Below are 18,766 nucleotides of genomic sequence, written 5' to 3' on the forward strand. Positions count from 1 at the left end.
CGCCGCCGTTCAACGGTTATTGAATTCTTTCAGATAGGCATTGTCGCGGCCCATGATAATGCTTGTCGAGCCCCCCTGGCTCGGATTTCCGTCCGCCCCGAAGGTGTGCCGATACGACTGCATCGCGCGGTAGAAATCGTAGAACTTGGGATCCTTGCTGAACGCCTCGGCATAGATGCGCGCGGCGGTCGCGTCGGCTTCGGCGCGCACGATCTGCGCCTGCTTCTGACCTTGCGCGGTAATCGTATTGGCTTCCTGCTGGCGCGCGGTGCGCATCCGCTGCAGCGCGCTTTCGAGCGGGCTGCCCTCGGGCAGGTCGGCATGCTTGATCCTGACGTCGACGATCGTCGCGCCATATTGCTTGGCGTCACGCTGCAGCGATGCCTGGATCGCGTCCATCACCTTGCCGCGCTCCGGGCTCAGCAGCACCGAGAACGGCACCTTGCCCAGTTCGTTGCGCAGTGCCGTGCCCAGCAGCGGGCGAAGCTGCTCGGCCACCCGCTCCTCGGTGTTCGACGTGCTGCCGGTCGATGTCACCGCGCGCAGCGGATCTACGATGCGGAAGCGTGCGAACGCGTCGACGTTGAGGCGCAGCTGGTCGGTGGACAACACCAGCGTGTTGTCGAGGTCAGCGTCCAGCACGCGCTTGTCCACCCACACGATCTTGTCGATGAACGGGATGCGCGCGATCAGGCCGGCGCCGGTATTGCCGATCACCTGGCCGGGCTCGTACTTGTTCACCGGCTGGCCGACGGGCTTGTTCAGCCGCAGGATCACCGCCTGCTTGGTCTCCGGCACGATCGCGAAGGTCGCCGCGGCGAGGATCGCGGCACCCAGCGCTGCGAAGCCGATCGTCACCGGGTTACGCATCACCCCGCTCATCGGCCGGCCCCCTGCGCCGGCGCCGGTGCGGCTTCCACCTGCGGGTCGGCCAGCTTGCGGGCACGATCCAGCGGCAGGATCGGCGCCACGCCCGGGGTTTCCACGATCGTCTTGTCGGTCTTGGCCAGCACGGCCTCCATCGTCTCGTAATACATGCGGCGGCGCGTCACTTCGGGCGCCAGCTTGTACTGCTCATATACCTTGTCGAACGCCGCGGCCTCGCCCTGCGCGCGGGCGATCACCTGCTGCGAATAGCTGCGCGCATTGTTGAGATCGCCGACCGCCTTCTGCTGCGCCGCGGTCACGGCGTTGAAGTCGTCGATCAGGCTCGCCGGGGCTGCCGCCTGGCGGATCGACACGCCCTGCACGCGCACGCCGGCCTTATAATCATCCAGGATCTGCTGCATCATCTGCGTGACGCGTGCCTCGATCGTGGTTCGCCCGGCGCCGATCGCCTCGTTCAGCGTCGTGGTCGCCAGCACCGCGCGCATCGCGCTTTCCGCGGTCGCGCGCACCGTCTCCACCGGGTCCTTGATGTTGAACACGAAGTCGCGCGGGTTATCCACGCGCCACCGGACGGTGTAGGCGAGGTCGAGGATGTTCTGGTCGCCGGTCAGCACGTTCTCGCTGCCGTTGCGCGGGAATTCGTCCACCCGCACCTGCTCCACGTCCACCTTCTGCACCGATACGAACGGCGCCGGCAGCGTCACGCGGATGCCGGGATCGAGCATGCCCGAATAGCGCCCGAAAAAGGTCACCACGCCGCGCTGCTGCGGCCCGATCTGGTGGACGGAGGTGAAGATCACCCACACCGCGACGATCAGCGCGACGCCGATCAGCCACAAATGGCGTGCATTGGCGCCGATCGGCAGCTGCGGGCCGCCCCCGCCGCCACCACCACCGCCGCCACGGGCGCGCTTCAGGAATTCGTCGAGCGCGGTCGGTTTCGGGGAGCCCTTGCGGCCGCCCGGCGGCACTGCCCAGGGATTGCGCGGCGCACCGCTATTGTCGTCGGTGCCACCGCCGCCCCACGGGCCTTTAGGTGTTTCACTCATCAGAATCGGCGGTCGGCGCAGCCACTGCGGCAAGATCGTCATGATCTCCTTTATAGGTGTCTTACCCGCGAAAAACAGTGCCAAGCCGCACAGAAGCGGCGTATCGGGCCAATCCATGAACGAGAATGACGTGAAAAATGCGGTGGCTGCGGTTGCCGGCGACCGGGCCGTCGTCAGGGTCGAAGGCGGCCGCATCGGCGTGGTGGTGGACGCGACCGGGCTGGATGGGACGGCGCGTGATGCGCTGGAGGCAGCGGTGCGCATGGCCGCCGGGCCGGAAGCGCGCGTGGTGGTGACGGCGGAACGGCTCAACCGCCGGCTGATCGCGGTGGCCAGCGGCAAGGGCGGGGTCGGCAAGTCGACGGTGTCGGCAAACCTCGCGATCGGCCTCAGCCACGCCGGCCGCCGCGTCGGGCTGGTCGATGCGGACATCTACGGCCCGTCGCAGCCGCGGCTGATGGCCGCCGAAGGCGAACGCCCGCAGGCTAAGGACAAGGTACTGCTGCCGATCGCCACGCGTTACGGCGTGCCGATGCTCTCGATGGGCCAGCTGATCGAGCCGGGCAAGGCGATCGCGTGGCGCGGCCCGATGACGGCCGGCGCGCTCGGCCAGCTCGTCGACGCCGACTGGGGCGCTGCCGACACTTTGGTGATCGATCTGCCGCCCGGCACCGGCGACGTTCAGCTCACCATGATCCAGAAGCACCGCCCGGCCGGCGCGGTCATCGTCTCGACGCCGCAGGATCTCGCGCTGATCGACGCCACCCGCGCGATCGACCTCTTCAATAAGGCGGGCGTGCCGATCATCGGCCTCATCGAGAACATGGCCGGCTACGTCTGCCCGCATTGCGGCGAGATTTCCGATCCGTTCGGCAGCGGCGGGGCGGAAGCCGCGGCGCGCGATCTCGGCATCCCCTTCCTTGGCCGGGTGCCGCTCGACATCGCGATCCGCACCAAATCCGACGCCGGCGATCCCCCTGCGGCCGATCCGGCGGACACGATCTTCCGCCCGATCGCGCAGAAGGTTGCCGATTGGCTGGAAACCGCGGACGTTGCAGCGCGTTAGTCTAGGTACCGGTCGTGCCCCGCGCCTTTCTGCCGGCGGCACGAGCGGACCAGATTGTCGAGGGGAGCCCCCATGCCGCTGACCGCTGACGCCGATATCAAGGCGCTGCTCGAGGAAACGCGCACCATCGCGCTCGTCGGCGCCTCGGATCGCCCCGATCGGCCGAGCTATGGCGTCATGAAGCGGCTGCAGGATCACGGCTATCGGGTGATCCCGGTCAACCCGCAAATCACCGGCGAGCATATCCACGGCGAATATGTCTTCCGCGATCTGTCGCAGATCGGCGTGCCGATAGACATGGTCGATATCTTCCGCCGCTCCGAAGCCGCCGGCGAGGCGGTGGACGAGGCGATCGCCGCCGGCGCCAAGTCGGTGTGGATGCAGCTTGGCGTCATCAACCAGCCCGCGGCCGAACGCGCCGAAGCGGCCGGGCTGAAGGTGGTGATGGACCGCTGCCCCGCGATCGACATCCCGCGCCTCGGCGTCGCACCCGTCGCCGCCGAATAACCGCGCCTCCTGTCTCGTCACCCGGGCATGCTTCCGGGTCCCGCTTCCTCTTCCCGCGCGGGCCAACAAGCCCGGCGCCACTAAGCCGCTCGCCTTACCCCCTTCCCTTTCGCACGCGCAGCCGCAAAAAGGCCGCCAAACGGACTTGGGGAGAGGATCATGAAGTCACCGATCTGCGACATGCTGGGCGTGGATTTCCCGCTGCTGGCGTTCAGCCACTGCCGCGACGTCGTCGCCGCGGTTAGCCGCGCGGGCGGGTTCGGCGTGCTCGGCGCGACCGGCCATACGCTGGAAAGCCTGGAGACCGAACTCGCCTGGATCGACGCGCATGTCGACGGCAAGCCCTACGGCCTCGACGTGCTGATCCCGGAGAATCTCGCCACCGGCGGTGCCAAGGGCCTCACCCGCGCGTCGATCATGGACAAGGTGCCGGCCGAGCATCGCGCCTTCGTCGGCCAGCTCGCCGAGAAGCATCATTTCACCATGCCGGAGGAGCGCGCCAATTCCGATGCGCCCGCGCCGTTCGATCCGAACCTCGCGCTGGAAATGCTGGAGGTCGCCTTCCGTCACCCGATCAAGCTCATTGCCAACGCGCTGGGCGTTCCGCCCAAGGCGATGATCGACATGGGGCGTGAACGCGGCGTGCCGGTCGCGGCCTTGGTCGGCGCGAAGGAACATGCCATCCGCCAGGTCGATGCGGGGGTCGACATCCTCGTCGTCCAGGGCGGCGAGGCGGGCGGCCATTGCGGTGAGGTTTCCACCATGGTCCTCGTCCCCGAGGTGATCCGCGCGCTAGAGGCACATGGCAAGCGCGTCCCCGTCCTTGCCGCCGGCGGGATCATGACCGGCGGGCAGATGGCCGCGTCGATGGCGATGGGCGCCGATGGCGTGTGGACCGGTTCGGTCTGGCTCGCGACGCCGGAAAGCGAATGTTCGGACGTGTTCCGCGAAAAGATGGTCGAGGCCAGCTCGCGTGACACGGTCCGCTCCAAGAGCCGCACCGGCAAGCCGTCGCGCCAGTTGCGCTCGGCCTGGACCGATGCGTGGGAAGGCCCCGAATCGCCGGGCCCGCTCCCGATGCCCTACCAGTCGCTGATCAGCGAACCCGCGATCCGCGCCTGCGATGTCGCGGCGCAGAAGGGCGATCCGGCGGCGCGCGAGATGGTCACCTATTTCGTCGGCCAGGGCGTCGGCCTCGTCGATCAGGTGCGCCCCGCCGGCCAGGTGGTGCAGGATTTCAAGATGGAGTTCGCCGAGTCGATCGAGCGCATCACCGGGCTCGTCAGCGAATAAGGCCCCGCCGGCGCCGGTTCAGCGCCGCGGGCTCAGCAGGCTTCGGCCAGCGCCACCCGCGGCGCAAACTCGATCCGGTTCCGCCCGCGCGCCTTCGCCACGTACAGCGCGCGGTCGGCGGCGGACAGCAGGTCAGCGAGCGTCTCGCCATCGGTGCCGCGTTCGGCCACGCCGATGCTGACGGTGGCGGCCACCCCGCCGGTCGCGGCGTCGCTCGCGGCCGATTCGGCGAACCGCGCCGCCACCACCTGGCCGATCTGGCGGGCATGGATCCGTGCGTGGCCCGGCAGCAGCGCGGCGAATTCCTCGCCGCCGATCCGCGCCAGCACCGTGTCCTCGCCTGTCGCGCCGCGCACCACGCGCGCGAACAGCTTCAGCACCGCGTCGCCCGTCGCATGGCCATGGCGGTCGTTGATCGCCTTGAAATGGTCGAGGTCGAAGGCGAGCAGCGACATCGGCTCGCCCATGCCGGCACGCGCCATCACCCGCTCCCCTTCCTCGAAGAACCAGCGCCGGTTGCCGAGCCCCGTGAGATAATCGGTGCGCGACGTCTGCAGCAGCTGGTCGTGCGCTTCCTCGCGGATCATCGCCAGCAGGCTCATCGGAAGGGCGACCGAATACAGCACGCCCTCGTACATCGTCAGCGTGCTCGCCAGCGCCAGCACGTCATTGCCCCACATGCCCACCATCAGCGGCAGCGCGGTCGCGCGCACCACGTAGAACATCGCGTGCACGGTCAGGATCACGATCACCACGCGCCGCCCGCGCAGGCCACGAAGCATATGGTTGCGCAGCACTTCCCAGGTCGTCGCCGCGGACACCAGCGCGATCGGCCCGGCCGACACGTAATTCCACACCGTGCCCTGCCCACCGGCGCCCCCGATCGCCCAGATCGCGGCGATGGCGGCGAGCGTGGCGACCGACGCAGTCCGATAGCGCCGCCCCCGCAGCGCAGCGACACCGTTCAGGATCAGCAGGTATCCGGCCATGAAGCTGAGGTTGCTCAGCGCCGGCAGCAGCGGTCCGCTGCCATGGGCGCGCACCGTCGCCAGCACGCATCCCACCGCCAGCATCACATAGGCGCCGGCGAACAGCCGCAAGGTCGCCCGCCGCTGCGGCCGCGCCTCCCCTTCCCACACGGTCATCGCCGCGCTGAGCAGGAGAGTCCCGATCGCCAGGACGTAAAGAGTGAACAGATCGAACTGCATCGCGACACCAAGCTTCCTTCCCGCTCGCTACGCGCGACTTGGAAAGATCTTGTTAAATTCTCGGGAAAAACTGGCCCAGCGTCGGCCGTCAGATGCCCTCTGGGAACACCGTGTGTCCGGCGGCTTCCAGCCCCTGGGTAAGATCTGCGATGCAAGCGTCCACCGCGGCCGGATCTGGCGATCGAACGACGAAGTTGGCGCCGGTGCGCCCTTCGCGGAAGAAGGGATAGCTGCCGATCGCGACACCCTCATGGGTCTTTTCCGCGTTGCGCAGCAGGTCCGCCACTTCGCTTTCCGCGACCCAGCAGCCGATCTGGCGGCTGACGACCGGGCGGCCACCCTCCAGCGTGCCGGTTAGTGCGTCCAGCATCCCGGCGGTGATGTTCGGCACGCCGGCCATGATGAAGATATTGTCGATGTGGATGCCGGGCGCGCCCGACATTCGATTCTCGATGAGGTCCGCGCCCTCGGGCACGCGCGCCATGCGCAGCCGTGCATCGGTCACGCCGCCGCGCGAGGCATAATAACGATCGAGCACCGCCACGGCGGCGGGGTGGAACACCACCTGCACGCCAAGCGCCGCGGCGATCGCGTCCACCGTGATGTCGTCATGCGTCGGCCCGATGCCGCCAGTGGTGAACAGATAATCGTTGCGGGCGCGCAACGTGTTCACCGCCTCGACGATCGCTTCCTCGCGGTCGGGCACGACGCGCACCTCGACCAGCCTGATGCCCTGCACGTTCAGCCATTGCGCGATCTGCGCGACGTTCTTGTCCTGCGTGCGGCCGGAGAGAATCTCGTCCCCGATCACGACGAGCGCGGCGGTCCAGATGCGTTCGCTATCCATGCGCGGACAGGCATAGCCTCGCAAAAGTGCCGCCGTCACGCTATATCGCGCGGCATGACCGATTACGTCACCGTCACCAGCGACGCACCGCTCGGGCGCACCGGCGCCATCAAGCTCCACGGCCCCGATGCCTTTGCCGGCATGCATGTCGCGGGCCGCCTTGCCGCCGAAACGCTCGACATGATCGTGCCGCACATGGTCCCCGGCGTCACCACGGCGGAGATCGACCGGCTGGTGCACGATTTCATCACCAGCCGCGGCGGCGTCCCCGCGACGCTCGGCTATCGCGGCTACACGCACAGCTGCTGCATCTCGATCAACCATGTCGTCTGCCACGGCATCCCCAGCGAAAAGACGCTGAAGTCGGGTGACATCGTCAATGTCGACGTGACGCCGATCGTCGATGGCTGGCATGGCGATTCCTCGCGCATGTATCTGATCGGCGACGTGCCGCTGAAGGCCCGCCGCCTCGTCGACGTCACCTACGAATGCCTGATGATCGGCATCGAAAAGGCGCTGCCCGGCAACACACTCGGCGATGTCGCCCATGCCATCCAGCGCCATGCCGAGGCGCATCGCTACGGCGTGGTGCGCGATTTCTGCGGCCATGGCCTCGGCCGGCTGTTCCACGACGCACCGGAGGTCGTCCATGTCGGCCGCCCGGGCACCGGGCCCGAACTGAAGCCGGGCATGATCTTCACCATCGAACCGATGATCAACATCGGCCGCCCGGACGTGAAGCTGCTCGACGATGGCTGGACGGCGGTGACGCGCGATCGCTCGCTGTCGGCGCAGTTCGAACATTCGATCGGGATTACCGAAACGGGGTGCGAGATCTTCACCGTGTCGCCGGCGGGGCTGCACAAGCCGCCCTATTCCTGATCCCATTTCGGTGCCTCGCGCACCGTCCCGCGCCATTGCGGCGCATTGCCGCACCATCGGCGTGCACGGGACGGCCGCGAATGCACGGGTAATCGGCCCCGACCTGTCCGGGATGACAGGCTAAATCGACCGACTTATCCTCTTTCCTTTCGCCCCGACCTGCGCCAGTTTCCCGCCTCGCTCGGAACGGAGCGGGGGAGAGGATGATGCGGCTTGGATATGCGCTGATCGCAGCGCTGGCGCTGGTATCGTGCAAGGCAGCTACCAATGAAAACGAGGCGGCGGATCGCAGCGCCGCCACCGGCGCGGGCAAGGTCGATGCCGCGCTTCTGACCACCGGCGGCGATGGCCGCGACTGGGCAATGACCGGCTTCAATTATCAGGAACAGCGCTTCTCGCCGCTGACCCAGATCAACGCCGGGAACGTCGGCCAGCTCGGCCTCGCCTGGTATGCCGACATGCCCGATGCACGCGGCCAGGAAGCGACGCCGATCGTCATCGACGGCAAGCTCTTCGTCACCGGCCCCTGGTCCAAGGTCTTCGCCTATGATGCTGGCACCGGGCAGAAATTGTGGGAATTCGATCCCGGCGTGTCGCGCGAAAAGGGCGTCCAGGCGTGCTGCGACGTCGTCAACCGCGGCGTCGCTGCATGGAAGGGGCGCCTGTATCTCGGCACGATCGACGGCCGCCTGATCGCGCTCGACGCCGCCACCGGCAAGCAGGACTGGTCCGTCCAGACGACGGACAATTCAAAGCCTTACACGATCACCGGCGCGCCGCGTGTGGTGAAGGGGATGGTCGTCATCGGCAACGGCGGCGCGGAATTCGGCGTGCGCGGCTATGTCACTGCCTATGACGCCGCGACCGGCGCGAAGAAGTGGCGCTTCTACACCGTCCCCAACCCCACCGGCGCAGCGGATGGCGAGGCGAGCGATGCGGCCATGGCCAAGGTCGCGCCGACGTGGTCGGAAAACGGCCAGTGGAAGCAGTCCGGCGGCGGCGGTACGGTGTGGGATTCGATCGTCTATGACGCGGAGCTCGACCAGCTGTACCTTGGCGTCGGCAACGGCTCCCCCTGGAACCACGGCCTGCGCAGCGAGGGAAAGGGCGACAATCTCTTCCTCTCCTCGATTGTCGCGCTGAAGCCCGATACCGGCGAATATGTCTGGCATTACCAGGAAACGCCGGGCGAAACTTGGGATTTCACCGCCACCCAGCCGATCAACCTCGCCACGCTCAACATCGGCGGCCAGCAGCGCCGCGTGCTGATGCAGGCGCCCAAGAACGGCTTCTTCTACGTCATCGATCGCACCAACGGGAAGCTGATCAACGCCGGCCAGTTCATCCCCGGCGTCAACTGGGCAAGCGGCTATGACCTGAAGACCGGCCGTCCGATCGAGAACCCGGAGGCGCGCTATTACAAGACGGGCAAGCCGTTCCTTGCGGTGCCGAGCGCGATCGCCGCGCACAATTGGCAGCCGATGAGCTTCAACCCTCAGGCTGGCCTCGCCTATATCCCGGCACAGATCGTCGGCTCGGCCTATCTCAACCCCTCGTCGGACCTGGATAAGGCGAAGCCGCTCGGCTTCAACGTCGGCCAGGATCTCGGCAACGCCATGTATCCGCGCGATCCGGCAGCGGTGAAGCAGGCGATCGCCGGCGCCACCGGGCGGCTCGTCGCGTGGGATCCGGTCGCCAACAAGGCGCGCTGGACGGTGGATTATCCGACGCCGTGGAATGGCGGCACGATGACGACCGCTGGCAATCTCGTCTTCCAGGGAACGGCACTCGGCGAGTTCCGCGCCTATGCCGCGGATAGCGGAAAGCAGCTCTTCACCTATCCGGTCGGCACCGGGATCATGGCCGGCGCGTCAACCTTCATGATCGGCAACGACCAATATGTGGCGGTGCTCGCCGGGCGCGGCGGCGCGCTGCCGCTGTCGATCGGCTATGCCATCGGCAAGGCACGCGACGTGCCGAACGTGCCGCGCCTTTTGGTGTTCAAGCTCGGCGGCACGGCAAAGCTGCCGGAAACCAAGCCGCAGGATTCGACCCCGGTGGCCCTGCCCGAGAACAAGGCGACTCCGCAGCAGGTGGCACAGGGCCAGGCGCTGTTCGGCCGCTATTGCCAGGTCTGCCATGGCGCCAGCGCTGGCGGCGGCGGCGTGCTGCCGAACCTGCAGCGTTCCGCGACGCTCGGCGACCCCGACACGTGGAAGGCGATCCTGATCGACGGCATGCTGAAGGACCGCGGCATGGTTAGCTTCGCGAAGGTGCTGACGCCAGAACAGGCGCAGCTGATCCGCCTCTACGTCATTGACGAGGCGCATTGGGCGCAGAAGAACCTCGGCGGCGGTACCAAGACAGTGGCGCCGGCGCCGGGCGCGCAGAAGTCCCCCGTGCCGACCGGCGTGCGCTGAAACGGAAGCAAGCACGTGCCCCACAAACCGGCATGTACCCGCCCCCTGCCCAATCCTTAGGCAGCGGTTGTCGGTCGCCGGGGCGAGTCGCCGCCTTGCCCTTCGGGGCGGCGACTGGCACGTTCGATGCAAGCACCAGTCACGGGGCGAGGGTTCTAACCAAGGGGTGGGCGTTTCCGCGTGAAGAAGATCGAAGCGATCATCAAGCCGTTCAAGCTCGATGAGGTGAAGGAAGCGCTGCACGAAGTGGGCGTGTCCGGAATCACCGTGACCGAGGCCAAGGGCTTCGGCCGGCAGAAGGGCCATACGGAGCTGTATCGCGGCGCCGAATATGTCGTGGATTTCCTGCCCAAGGTGAAGCTCGAGGTCGTCGTGGAAGACGGTCTGGCCGAGCGCGTCGTGGAAGCGATCGCGCAGGCGGCACAGACCGGCCGGATCGGCGACGGCAAGATCTTCGTCATTCCCGTCGAAACAGCGCTGCGAATCCGCACCGGCGAGCGTAACGACGACGCAATCTGACCCGCACCATCCGGCACAGACCGGAAAAAACTTCGTCCCGTCATCGCGCCCGCCGGCTTCCGTTCGGCGGCGCAACCGCAAGAGAGAGTAACGACCATGGCAGCGACCGCCGCAGACATCATCAAGAAGATCAAGGACGAGGAGATCGAGTGGGTCGATCTTCGTTTCACCGATCCCAAAGGGAAGTGGCAGCACCTGACCATGGTGTCGTCCGTGATGGGCGAGGATGAGTGGACCGACGGCCTGATGTTCGACGGCTCGTCGATCGAGGGCTGGAAGGCGATCAACGAGAGCGACATGATCCTGAAGCCGGATCTGGACGCGGTGTATACCGATCCCTTCTCGGCCACCCCGATGCTGATCGTGTTCTGCGACATCGTCGAGCCGTCGACCGGCGAAGGCTACAGCCGCGATCCGCGCACCACGGCGAAGCGCGCCGAGGCATATGTCAAGGAAACCGGCATCGGCGACACGGTCTATGTCGGCCCCGAAGCCGAATTCTTCATGTTCGACGACGTCCGCTTCGACACGTCGTACAACCAGTCGTATTTCAAGATCGACGATATCGAGCTGCCGACCAACACCGGCCGCGAATATGAAGGCGGCAACCTCGCGCACCGTCCGCGCGCCAAGGGCGGCTATTTCCCCGTCGCGCCGGTCGACAGCGCCGTCGACATCCGCGGCGAGATGGTCTCCACCATGCTCGAAATGGGCCTGCCCTGCGACAAGCACCACCACGAGGTGGCCGCTGCGCAGCACGAGCTCGGCCTCACCTTCGGCACGCTGACCACCACCGCCGATCGCATGCAGATCTACAAGTATGTCGTGCACCAGGTCGCGCATGCCTATGGCAAGTCGGCGACCTTCATGCCCAAGCCGATCAAGGAAGATAACGGCTCGGGCATGCACACCCACTTCTCGATCTGGGAAGGCAAGACCCCGCTGTTCGCCGGCAACGGCTATGCCGGGCTCAGCGAGACCTGCCTCTATTTCATCGGCGGCATCATCAAGCATGCCAAGGCGATCAACGCTTTCACCAACCCCACCACCAACAGCTACAAGCGGCTGGTGCCCGGCTATGAGGCGCCGGTGCTGCTTGCCTATTCGGCGCGCAACCGTTCGGCATCGTGCCGCATCCCGTACGGCACCGGCCCGAAGTCGAAGCGCGTCGAAGTGCGCTTCCCGGATGCCATGGCGAACCCGTACCTCGCCTACGCCGCGCTGCTGATGGCCGGCCTCGATGGCATCCAGAACAAGATCCATCCGGGCGAGGCGATGGACAAGAACCTCTATGACCTGCCGCCGGCAGAGCTCGCCGAGGTGCCGACCGTCGCCGCCTCGCTCCGTGAGGCGCTCGACAGCCTGCTCGCCGATCACGACTTCCTGCTGAAGGGCGACGTGTTCACCAAGGACCAGATCGAGGCCTATGTCGAAATGAAGTGGGGCGAAGTCGCGCGCTGGGAAATGACGCCGAGCCCGGTCGAGTACGACATGTACTACAGCCTCTGATCGCGCTGCCGCCGCGTTCACGTGGCGGCGACGCTGAAGACGGGAGAACGAAGGGGCGTCCGAGCAATCGGGCGCCCCTTTCTCATTGCCCACCTAAGCCATTCTCGGCGCAACTGACCCTTAAGGAATTTGTCGTTACGCGCGTGTTATGTCTTCGCTGATCCAGGAAGCTGCCCTTTCCACCGCCCCGTTCAACCGCGTTCCACCGCGATCTGCCGCAGCCGCAGTCGATCCCTTGCTTGATCGCGCCATGGCGATGGCGGGGATCGGGGCCTGGTCCTGCGACCTGGCGGACGAGCGCCTCAACTGGACGAGCGGCGTGCATCACATCTTCGGGCTGGCACCTGGCGCTGACGTCGACCGTCGCGACATTCTCGCGCTCTACACCGAGGAATCGCGTGATCGCCTGGAGGAGTTGCGCCGTCAGACGATCAACCGCGGCACCCGGCTCAATCTCGACGCGGAGATCCGGCGTCCGGATGGCGAGGTGCGCTGGCTGCGCATCAACGGCGAGCTGGTCTGGCGCCCCGGCAGCACGCCCGTCCTCCACGGCATCAAGCAGGATGTGACCGAGGAAAAGCGTCGGCTGGAAGCGCTGCGGCGCCTTGCCGAAAATGACGCGCTCACCGGCCTCGCCAACCGCGCGATTTACGAACACCGCTTCCTCAACCGGCGCTGTACCCGCTTCGCCGCCGCCCGGCTTGGGGCGCTCGTGCTGTTCGATCTCGATGGCTTCAAGCATGTCAACGACCGGCTCGGCCATCTCGCCGGCGATGCCTGCCTGCGCACCTTTGCCGAACGGCTGGTGGCTCACTTTCCCCAAGCGCTTCTCGCGGCCCGCATCGGCGGCGACGAGTTCGCGCTGGTCGTCGATAATCAGGAGCCCCCGCACCTGGTCGAGCAGCGTGTCGCAAGCTTCCTCGAAGCCCTGCGCGCGCCGATCCACTGGCATGGGCAGGTTTTCTCGATCGGTGCGACGAGCGGCATCGCCGCGCCGATTGACCCCTGGTCCTATGATCCGGAGGAACTTTTCATCCGCGCCGACGCGGCGCTTTATGCGGCCAAAAGGGCGCGGCCGCAGCGACGCTGAGCGGCGCCGCGCTGGCCCCGCTCAGAACGCCACGCATTTATGCACGGCCATCTTCTCGAAGCCGAGCCGCCGGTAGACCGGCTCGCCCATTGCTGACGCCTGCAGCGCCGCGTGGCCGAGGCCGTGTTCGAGGCCGGCCCGCATCGCTGCCAGCGTCACAGCCGCGCCCAGCCCCTGCCGCCGGAACCCTTCACGTGTCGAGCAGACATAGATCCCGGCCACCCCATCCGCCGCCAGCATGGCCGAGGTCGCGACCATCCGCCCATCCTGCCGCGCCGCAAAGCGCCGCAGGCTGCCGGGCGGATCAGCGCGCCGCTGCTCCACCTCGGTCATCCGCGCGACCTGCTCGGGCGCCACGCCCATCGACGGCGCATAGCAATCGACCCATTCTGCGACGGCGGCGTCACCGCTCACTTCCTCGATGACGATGCCGTCCGGCAGCGGCGCTTCGGGAAGATCGAGAAGCGAGCGCACATAGAGCGGCATTTCGTCGGTGACCGTCCCACCGCAGGCGAGCAGCGCATCGATCGCACCGGGATGTGAGTCCGGCCCGATCCACCAGAGCGATGGTATGTCGCGCAGCTGCTCCACCGCCGCGCGGATCCGCTCGACACGGCTCGGATCGTCGACGCGCGTCACGCCGTTCAGCAGGGGATGCGCGATCCCGCTGCGGAACAGCGAAAGGCTATCCTCTTCGCGCAGCTCGTCACCCATGTTCATCCAGTAGCGATGGACATTATCAAGTGCCGCCGTGAGCAGCGCCGCATCACTATTTGCCTGTCGATCCGTCACGCCCGTCCTCCCGCCACGCGCCCGCCTCCATCGCGAGCGGCAACACGAGTGGCCATGCGCCGCTAGCCATTTATTACCAGGCGGCGGCGGAAGGTTGCACGTGCAACACGGCTCGCCCCCGGCGTGCCGTCCGAAGCGTCGTGACGGCGGATGGCAAGCCGGGCCAGGCGCGGGAGACCTCGCTCCCGACAGGATCAGAAGTTGAGCGCCACCCGCGCGGTCAGCCGATCACCCGTGTCGCGCGCATTGGCGAAGGGCGACGGCACACGCTCGGAAATGTCGGTGCCGGTATAGACCAGGCCAAGCGTCAGCGGGCCGGTGATATGGTCCACGCCCAGCGACCAGTCCCAATAGCTCCCGCCGGGCCGCAGCCGTGCCGCACGGATCGGATCGTCCACCGAACCGGAGGAATGGCCGGCGCTTGCCATCAGCGTGAACGGCGTTGCCGGCACGCCCACGCGCGCACGCCCGCCAATCCACAGATTGTCGCCGCCGATGGCGCCCTGATCCGGTGCGTAGCGAGCATCGATGCCGACTTCCGCCGGCCCAAGCGCGTAGCTCGCGCCGGCGCCAACCTCGACATAATCCATCTTGCCGCGCGCCCTGGTGAACAGATGCCCGGTGACGAAGCCGTCGAGCCGCAGCCCGCCGCCAACGTCAGTACCGAAGCCGCCGGTCGCGTCCACCACCGCATCCGCCCCGCCGTGGCGCGGATCGCCGCGTGTGCCGGTCACGCGAACGCCGAGATCGACGCCCGAGGGAAGCCCTGCGCGAATGCTCGCGGCCGGGGAAATCTTGCCGTCGCTCCAGCTGATCCCGCGGCGGCGTTCATCGGTCGATGCTTCCACGCTGCCGCCAAGCGACACCTGCGCAGACGCCGCCGCCGCCGTCACCCCAAGGGCAACGGCGGCACCCAATGCGATCAGCCGCACCTCAGCTGCGGGCCGGGCTGTGCGCGCGATCGAGTTCGAGCGCGAGTGCTTCGCGATCCTTCTCGGCAACGGCAAGCAGATGGTCGCGCACGGTATCGCTGCGCGCCGCGACTTCCTGCGCGATCGCTTCGCGCTGGCCCGAACACCAGCCGGCGCGGCGGCCCTCGATCGGGGTATCGCTGGAAATCGTGCGCGACAGCACGTGGCCGGCAGCGCTGCGGGCTTCACGCTGGACGCTCACGTTCGCCTTCCAGGCGCATTGCAGCGTGCTCGCACGGCCGCCCGGGCCGGCAGCGCCGATCTGCTTGTGCTTGACGGCCACGTCGCTGCGGTACGTCACGTCGACGCGCTGGCCTTTATGATCGATTTCGACGCGGTGCGCGTCGGTAGCGATCGGGGTGCCGAGCAACAGCCCGGCAGCAAGGATAAGGTTCATTTGGGTCTCCTGCGGGTTGCGGACTATGGTGCCCGCTCACTCGTGCCACGCCGACCTGCGTAGCCTCTCGTAAATGGCCGATACGGACCGGACGTTCAATGGATGCGCATCCGCGCAATGATTTGAAACAGCTCGGCGAAGATCGCCAGAGCCTGTCCTACAACGGTAGGCGATTGGTATAACGCTGCTCAAGGTGGGAGCGGAAGAAGCCGTCGTTGGAAAAAAACGCGCTGGAGCCTCAACATTCTCAACATTCGCGGTGCTGCAACATGGAGCCTGGCAGGTCTTATCAAGCACAATCGCGCTCGTTTCCGCTTGTTCTGCGCCCGCAACGACTGATAGCGGCTCTCACATGCTTCGCTTCGCTGCCGCCGCGCTCTTGCTCGCGCCCCTCGCCGCTCCGCTCCCGGCGGCCGCTGCCACCACCCCCACCGAAAACCGCATGAAGGCGGTGATCGAACAGGAGGCGCCGCGGCACGAGGCCTTGCTTGAAAAGCTCGTTCGGCAGAACTCGGGCAGCCTCAACATTGCCGGCGTGAAGGCAGTGGGCGAGATGATGCGCGCGGAACTTGAGCCGCTCGGCTTCAAGGTCGACTGGATCGACATGGCGCAAACCGGGCGTGCCGGTCACATCATCGCGACCCACAAGGGGAATGGCCGCGGCAAGCGCGTGCTGCTGATCGGCCACCTCGATACGGTGTTCGAACCCGACAGCCCGTTCACCGGCTGGACGCGCGACGGGGACCGCGTGACAGGACCGGGCGTCGGCGACGACAAGGGCGGCCTCGTCGTGATCGTCGCCACGCTGCGCGCCATGCACGCCGCCGGGACGCTCAAGAACGCCGATATCCAGGTCGTCCTCACCGGCGACGAGGAAAAGACCGGTGCGCCGCTCGACGTGGCCCGCCGCGATCTGATCGCTGCCGGGAAATGGGCGGACATCGCGTTCGAATATGAGAATGTCGCCACCGACAGCGGCCAGGATTATGCCACCACGGCGCGGCGCAGCTCCACCAACTGGGAGATCGTCACCACCGGGCGCACCGGCCATTCCAGCGGCATCTTCAACCAGTGGATGGGCTATGGCGCGACGTTCGAAATGGCGCGCATTCTGGATGAATTCCGCCGCACGCTGCCCGAACCGAACCTCACCTTCAACGCCAGCGTCCTCGTCGCCGGCACCCCCGCTGCGCTTGACGAGCCGGGCGTGAAGGGCACGGCAGAGGGGAAGACCAACGTCATCCCCGCCCGCGCAGTGGCGCGCGGCGATCTGCGCAGCCTGACGCCCGAGCAGGATACGCGCATCAAGGCTGCGATGGAGGCGATCGTCGCCAAGCATCTGCCCGGCACCGAAGGCTCGATCCGCTTCTTCGAAGGCTATCCGTCGATGCCGCCGACGGCCGCGAACCGCGCCTTGCTCGATCGGCTCAATGCGGTGAACCGCGACATCGGCCTGCCGGAAATGAAGGAGATGGATCCATCGAAGCGCGGCGCCGCCGACTCGAGTTTCGTCGCGGCCGATGCGGTGACGCTGGGTGGGATGGGCGCGTCCGGCGGCGGCGCGCATGCGGTGGGCGAATGGGTCGATCTCACCAGCCTGCCGCGCCAAGCACTGCGCAGCGCCGTGCTGATCTCGCGCCTCACCGCCGAACCCCGCTAAGTCTTTATTCGCATTGGCGGAAACTAACCGCCGTCCGCTCGTTCATCTGGCGTACAGGAAAAGCCGCGGTCCCGCGGCGCCTTGCTGCCGGAGCCAACGAATGAACGATGCCAGCCGCCGTGATCTGCTGAAGGCCAGCGCTGTCGCCGGCGCCGGCCTCGCCGCCGCACCGGCGCTGGCGCAAGGCGCGCGGCGCCCGACACCCAGTCCGGCGACCGCCTACACCAACCAGCCCTTCCCCGAGCAGCGGCAGAAATGGCCGGCATTGCAGCGCGACATGAAGCCGGTGCCAGATTGCGGCGAACGCAGCTACCGCGGCTCCGGCCGACTGCAGGGGCTGAAGGCGCTCGTCACCGGTGGCGATTCCGGCATCGGCCGCGCGGCCGTAATCGCCTTTGCGCGCGAAGGCGCGGACGTCGCGATCAACTATTTCCCGACCGAGGAGCCGGACGCGCAGGATGTAGCCAAGCTGCTGCGCGGGGAAGGCCGCCGCGTCGAGCTTATCCCCGGCGATCTCACCAATGCGAAATTCTGCACTGAACTTCCCGAGCGCGCTGCGAAGGCGCTCGGCGGCTTGGACATCGTCGTCAACAACGCCGCCTATCAGCAGTCGAAGCAGTCGATCGAGGAGATCACCGCGGAGCAGTTCGACCGCACGATGAAGACCAACGTCTATGCGACATTCCACATCTCCAAGGCCGCAATCCCGCTGCTGAAACCCGGCTCGACGATCATCAACACGCTGTCGGTGAACTCGGTCAGTCCGGGCGAGGAGCTGCTCGATTACGCCACGACCAAAGGCGCGCTGCTGATCTTCACCAAGGGGCTCGCGAAGCAGCTCGCGGCCAAAGGTATCCGCGTCAACGGCGTCGCCCCCGGCCCGGTGTGGACGCCGCTGCAGGTCGCGGGTGGCCAGCTGCCCGGCAAGCTCGGCGAATTCGGCCAGGATACGCCGCTCGGCCGCGCCGGGCAGCCGGCCGAGTTCGGGCCGATATGGGTCGCGCTCGCCGATCCGCAGACCAGCTTCACCAGTGGCAGCGTGTTCGGCGCGAACGGCGGCACCGGCGTGATCTGACCCGTTCGTCGCATGCCCGTCGCGTGGTCGCCGCACGGTCGCGCGCCCGCTGACGCAGAACTCCTGTCCGGCGATGCCACGCCATAGCCCATCAGGAGAGACGCGCATGCCAGCCCCTGCGGAGGTGCCCGACGCCCAGGATCACGGCCTGTGGTTCATGAACGGCCGCATTCACATCCATGTCAGCCGTCACGACACCGCGGACGGCCTCTCGATCGTCGAGCACCACCTGCCGCTCGGCTTCGGCCCGCCGCTGCACATCCATCGCGACGAGGATGAATTCTTCCACATCATCGAAGGATTGTTCCGCTTCCGCCTGGGGGATCGGACCATCGCCGGCATGGCGGGCGACGTCATCGCCCTTCCCCGCGGAGTGCCGCACGGCTTCCGCGTCCTCTCGGTGGAGGGCGGCCGCTGCCTGACGATGACGCGCGGCGGCTTCGAGGACATGCTGCGCGACGCGTCACGCCCGGCGGATCACGCGGGCCTGCCCGATCAGATCACGCCATCGCCCGAGCAACAGGCCGCGCTCCACACCATCTGCGCGCGGCACGGGATTGATCTCATCGCGCCACCGATCGATTAATCGGGGC

Annotated in this window: 18 protein-coding genes; 11 read left to right on the forward strand and 7 right to left on the reverse strand. The window is 67.0% G+C overall.

Translation table 11 applies throughout. From position 1 onward, the window contains the following. Positions 1-9: 9 nt before the first annotated feature. Both hflC and hflK read right to left on the reverse strand, forming a co-directional pair. A complete protein-coding gene (hflC, locus tag ACH0AE_RS13055; protein ID WP_294444308.1) occupies positions 10-882 on the reverse strand; it encodes a protease modulator HflC in 873 nt (290 codons plus the stop codon). Then, positions 879-1,979, reverse strand: a complete 1,101-nt coding sequence (hflK, locus tag ACH0AE_RS13060) for a protease modulator HflK (protein ID WP_294444309.1) — start codon at positions 1,977-1,979, stop codon at positions 879-881. The genes hflC and hflK overlap by 4 nt, the downstream gene beginning before the upstream one ends. Positions 1,980-2,052: 73 nt before the next feature. Between hflK and ACH0AE_RS13065 the strand changes: the two genes are divergently transcribed. The 3 genes from ACH0AE_RS13065 to ACH0AE_RS13075 all read left to right on the forward strand — a co-directional run bounded on the left by ACH0AE_RS13065 (position 2,053) and on the right by ACH0AE_RS13075 (position 4,803). After that, positions 2,053-3,003: an Mrp/NBP35 family ATP-binding protein gene (locus ACH0AE_RS13065; protein WP_294444310.1), complete on the forward strand. Its 951-nt coding sequence runs from the start codon at positions 2,053-2,055 to the stop codon at positions 3,001-3,003. 72 nt (positions 3,004-3,075) lie between these two features. Beyond that, a complete protein-coding gene (locus ACH0AE_RS13070; RefSeq protein WP_294444311.1) occupies positions 3,076-3,510 on the forward strand; it encodes a CoA-binding protein in 435 nt (144 codons plus the stop codon). 159 nt (positions 3,511-3,669) lie between these two features. Further along, a complete protein-coding gene (locus tag ACH0AE_RS13075) occupies positions 3,670-4,803 on the forward strand; it encodes a nitronate monooxygenase family protein (protein ID WP_294444312.1) in 1,134 nt (377 codons plus the stop codon). A gap of 32 nt (positions 4,804-4,835) precedes the next feature. Here the strand turns inward: ACH0AE_RS13075 and ACH0AE_RS13080 are convergent, their stop codons facing one another. Continuing rightward, positions 4,836-6,011 carry a diguanylate cyclase gene (locus ACH0AE_RS13080; RefSeq protein ID WP_294444313.1) on the reverse strand — a complete coding sequence of 392 codons (1,176 nt, stop codon included), beginning with the start codon at positions 6,009-6,011 and terminating at the stop codon, positions 4,836-4,838. Positions 6,012-6,099: 88 nt separating this feature from the next. Beyond that, positions 6,100-6,858 (reverse strand): molybdopterin-binding protein, encoded by a 759-nt coding sequence (locus ACH0AE_RS13085; protein WP_294444314.1) that lies wholly within the window; start codon positions 6,856-6,858, stop codon positions 6,100-6,102. A 54-nt stretch (positions 6,859-6,912) separates the two neighbouring features. Between ACH0AE_RS13085 and map the strand changes: the two genes are divergently transcribed. From map to ACH0AE_RS13110, 5 genes are all read left to right on the forward strand, one after another. Further along, the gene (gene map, locus ACH0AE_RS13090) at positions 6,913-7,740 is read left to right on the forward strand and encodes a type I methionyl aminopeptidase (RefSeq protein WP_294444315.1); all 828 of its coding nucleotides are present in this window, start codon (positions 6,913-6,915) and stop codon (positions 7,738-7,740) included. A gap of 206 nt (positions 7,741-7,946) precedes the next feature. Further along, a complete protein-coding gene (locus tag ACH0AE_RS13095; protein ID WP_365928741.1) occupies positions 7,947-10,160 on the forward strand; it encodes a PQQ-dependent dehydrogenase, methanol/ethanol family in 2,214 nt (737 codons plus the stop codon). 180 nt (positions 10,161-10,340) lie between these two features. Then, the gene (locus tag ACH0AE_RS13100) at positions 10,341-10,679 is read left to right on the forward strand and encodes a P-II family nitrogen regulator (protein WP_242416993.1); all 339 of its coding nucleotides are present in this window, start codon (positions 10,341-10,343) and stop codon (positions 10,677-10,679) included. Between the two features lie 96 nt (positions 10,680-10,775). Further along, positions 10,776-12,188, forward strand: a complete 1,413-nt coding sequence (glnA, locus tag ACH0AE_RS13105; protein ID WP_406875789.1) for a type I glutamate--ammonia ligase — start codon at positions 10,776-10,778, stop codon at positions 12,186-12,188. 148 nt (positions 12,189-12,336) lie between these two features. Continuing rightward, the gene (locus ACH0AE_RS13110; RefSeq protein ID WP_294442190.1) at positions 12,337-13,278 is read left to right on the forward strand and encodes a sensor domain-containing diguanylate cyclase; all 942 of its coding nucleotides are present in this window, start codon (positions 12,337-12,339) and stop codon (positions 13,276-13,278) included. Between the two features lie 21 nt (positions 13,279-13,299). Here the strand turns inward: ACH0AE_RS13110 and ACH0AE_RS13115 are convergent, their stop codons facing one another. The 3 genes from ACH0AE_RS13115 to ACH0AE_RS13125 all read right to left on the reverse strand — a co-directional run bounded on the left by ACH0AE_RS13115 (position 13,300) and on the right by ACH0AE_RS13125 (position 15,438). Continuing rightward, positions 13,300-14,070: a GNAT family N-acetyltransferase gene (locus ACH0AE_RS13115; protein ID WP_294442189.1), complete on the reverse strand. Its 771-nt coding sequence runs from the start codon at positions 14,068-14,070 to the stop codon at positions 13,300-13,302. A 194-nt stretch (positions 14,071-14,264) separates the two neighbouring features. After that, a complete protein-coding gene (locus ACH0AE_RS13120) occupies positions 14,265-15,002 on the reverse strand; it encodes a TorF family putative porin (RefSeq protein ID WP_294442188.1) in 738 nt (245 codons plus the stop codon). A gap of 1 nt (position 15,003) precedes the next feature. Then, on the reverse strand, positions 15,004-15,438 hold the full coding sequence (locus ACH0AE_RS13125) for a hypothetical protein (protein WP_294442187.1): 435 nt from the start codon (positions 15,436-15,438) through the stop codon (positions 15,004-15,006). Between the two features lie 352 nt (positions 15,439-15,790). Between ACH0AE_RS13125 and ACH0AE_RS13130 the strand changes: the two genes are divergently transcribed. The 3 genes from ACH0AE_RS13130 (at position 15,791) to ACH0AE_RS13140 (ending at position 18,759) form a co-directional block, all read left to right on the forward strand. Then, entirely contained in the window at positions 15,791-17,098 is a 1,308-nt protein-coding gene (locus ACH0AE_RS13130) for a M20/M25/M40 family metallo-hydrolase (protein ID WP_294442186.1), read from the forward strand. Positions 17,099-17,198: 100 nt separating this feature from the next. Continuing rightward, positions 17,199-18,173 carry an SDR family oxidoreductase gene (locus ACH0AE_RS13135; protein WP_294442185.1) on the forward strand — a complete coding sequence of 325 codons (975 nt, stop codon included), beginning with the start codon at positions 17,199-17,201 and terminating at the stop codon, positions 18,171-18,173. Between the two features lie 106 nt (positions 18,174-18,279). After that, complete coding sequence (locus ACH0AE_RS13140; RefSeq protein WP_294442184.1) at positions 18,280-18,759, forward strand: cupin domain-containing protein; 480 nt, start codon at positions 18,280-18,282, stop codon at positions 18,757-18,759. Positions 18,760-18,766: the final 7 nt, after the last annotated feature.

The organism is Sphingomonas sp. 179-A 2A2 NHS, assembly GCF_045371305.1.
GTDB lineage: Bacteria > Pseudomonadota > Alphaproteobacteria > Sphingomonadales > Sphingomonadaceae > Sphingomonas.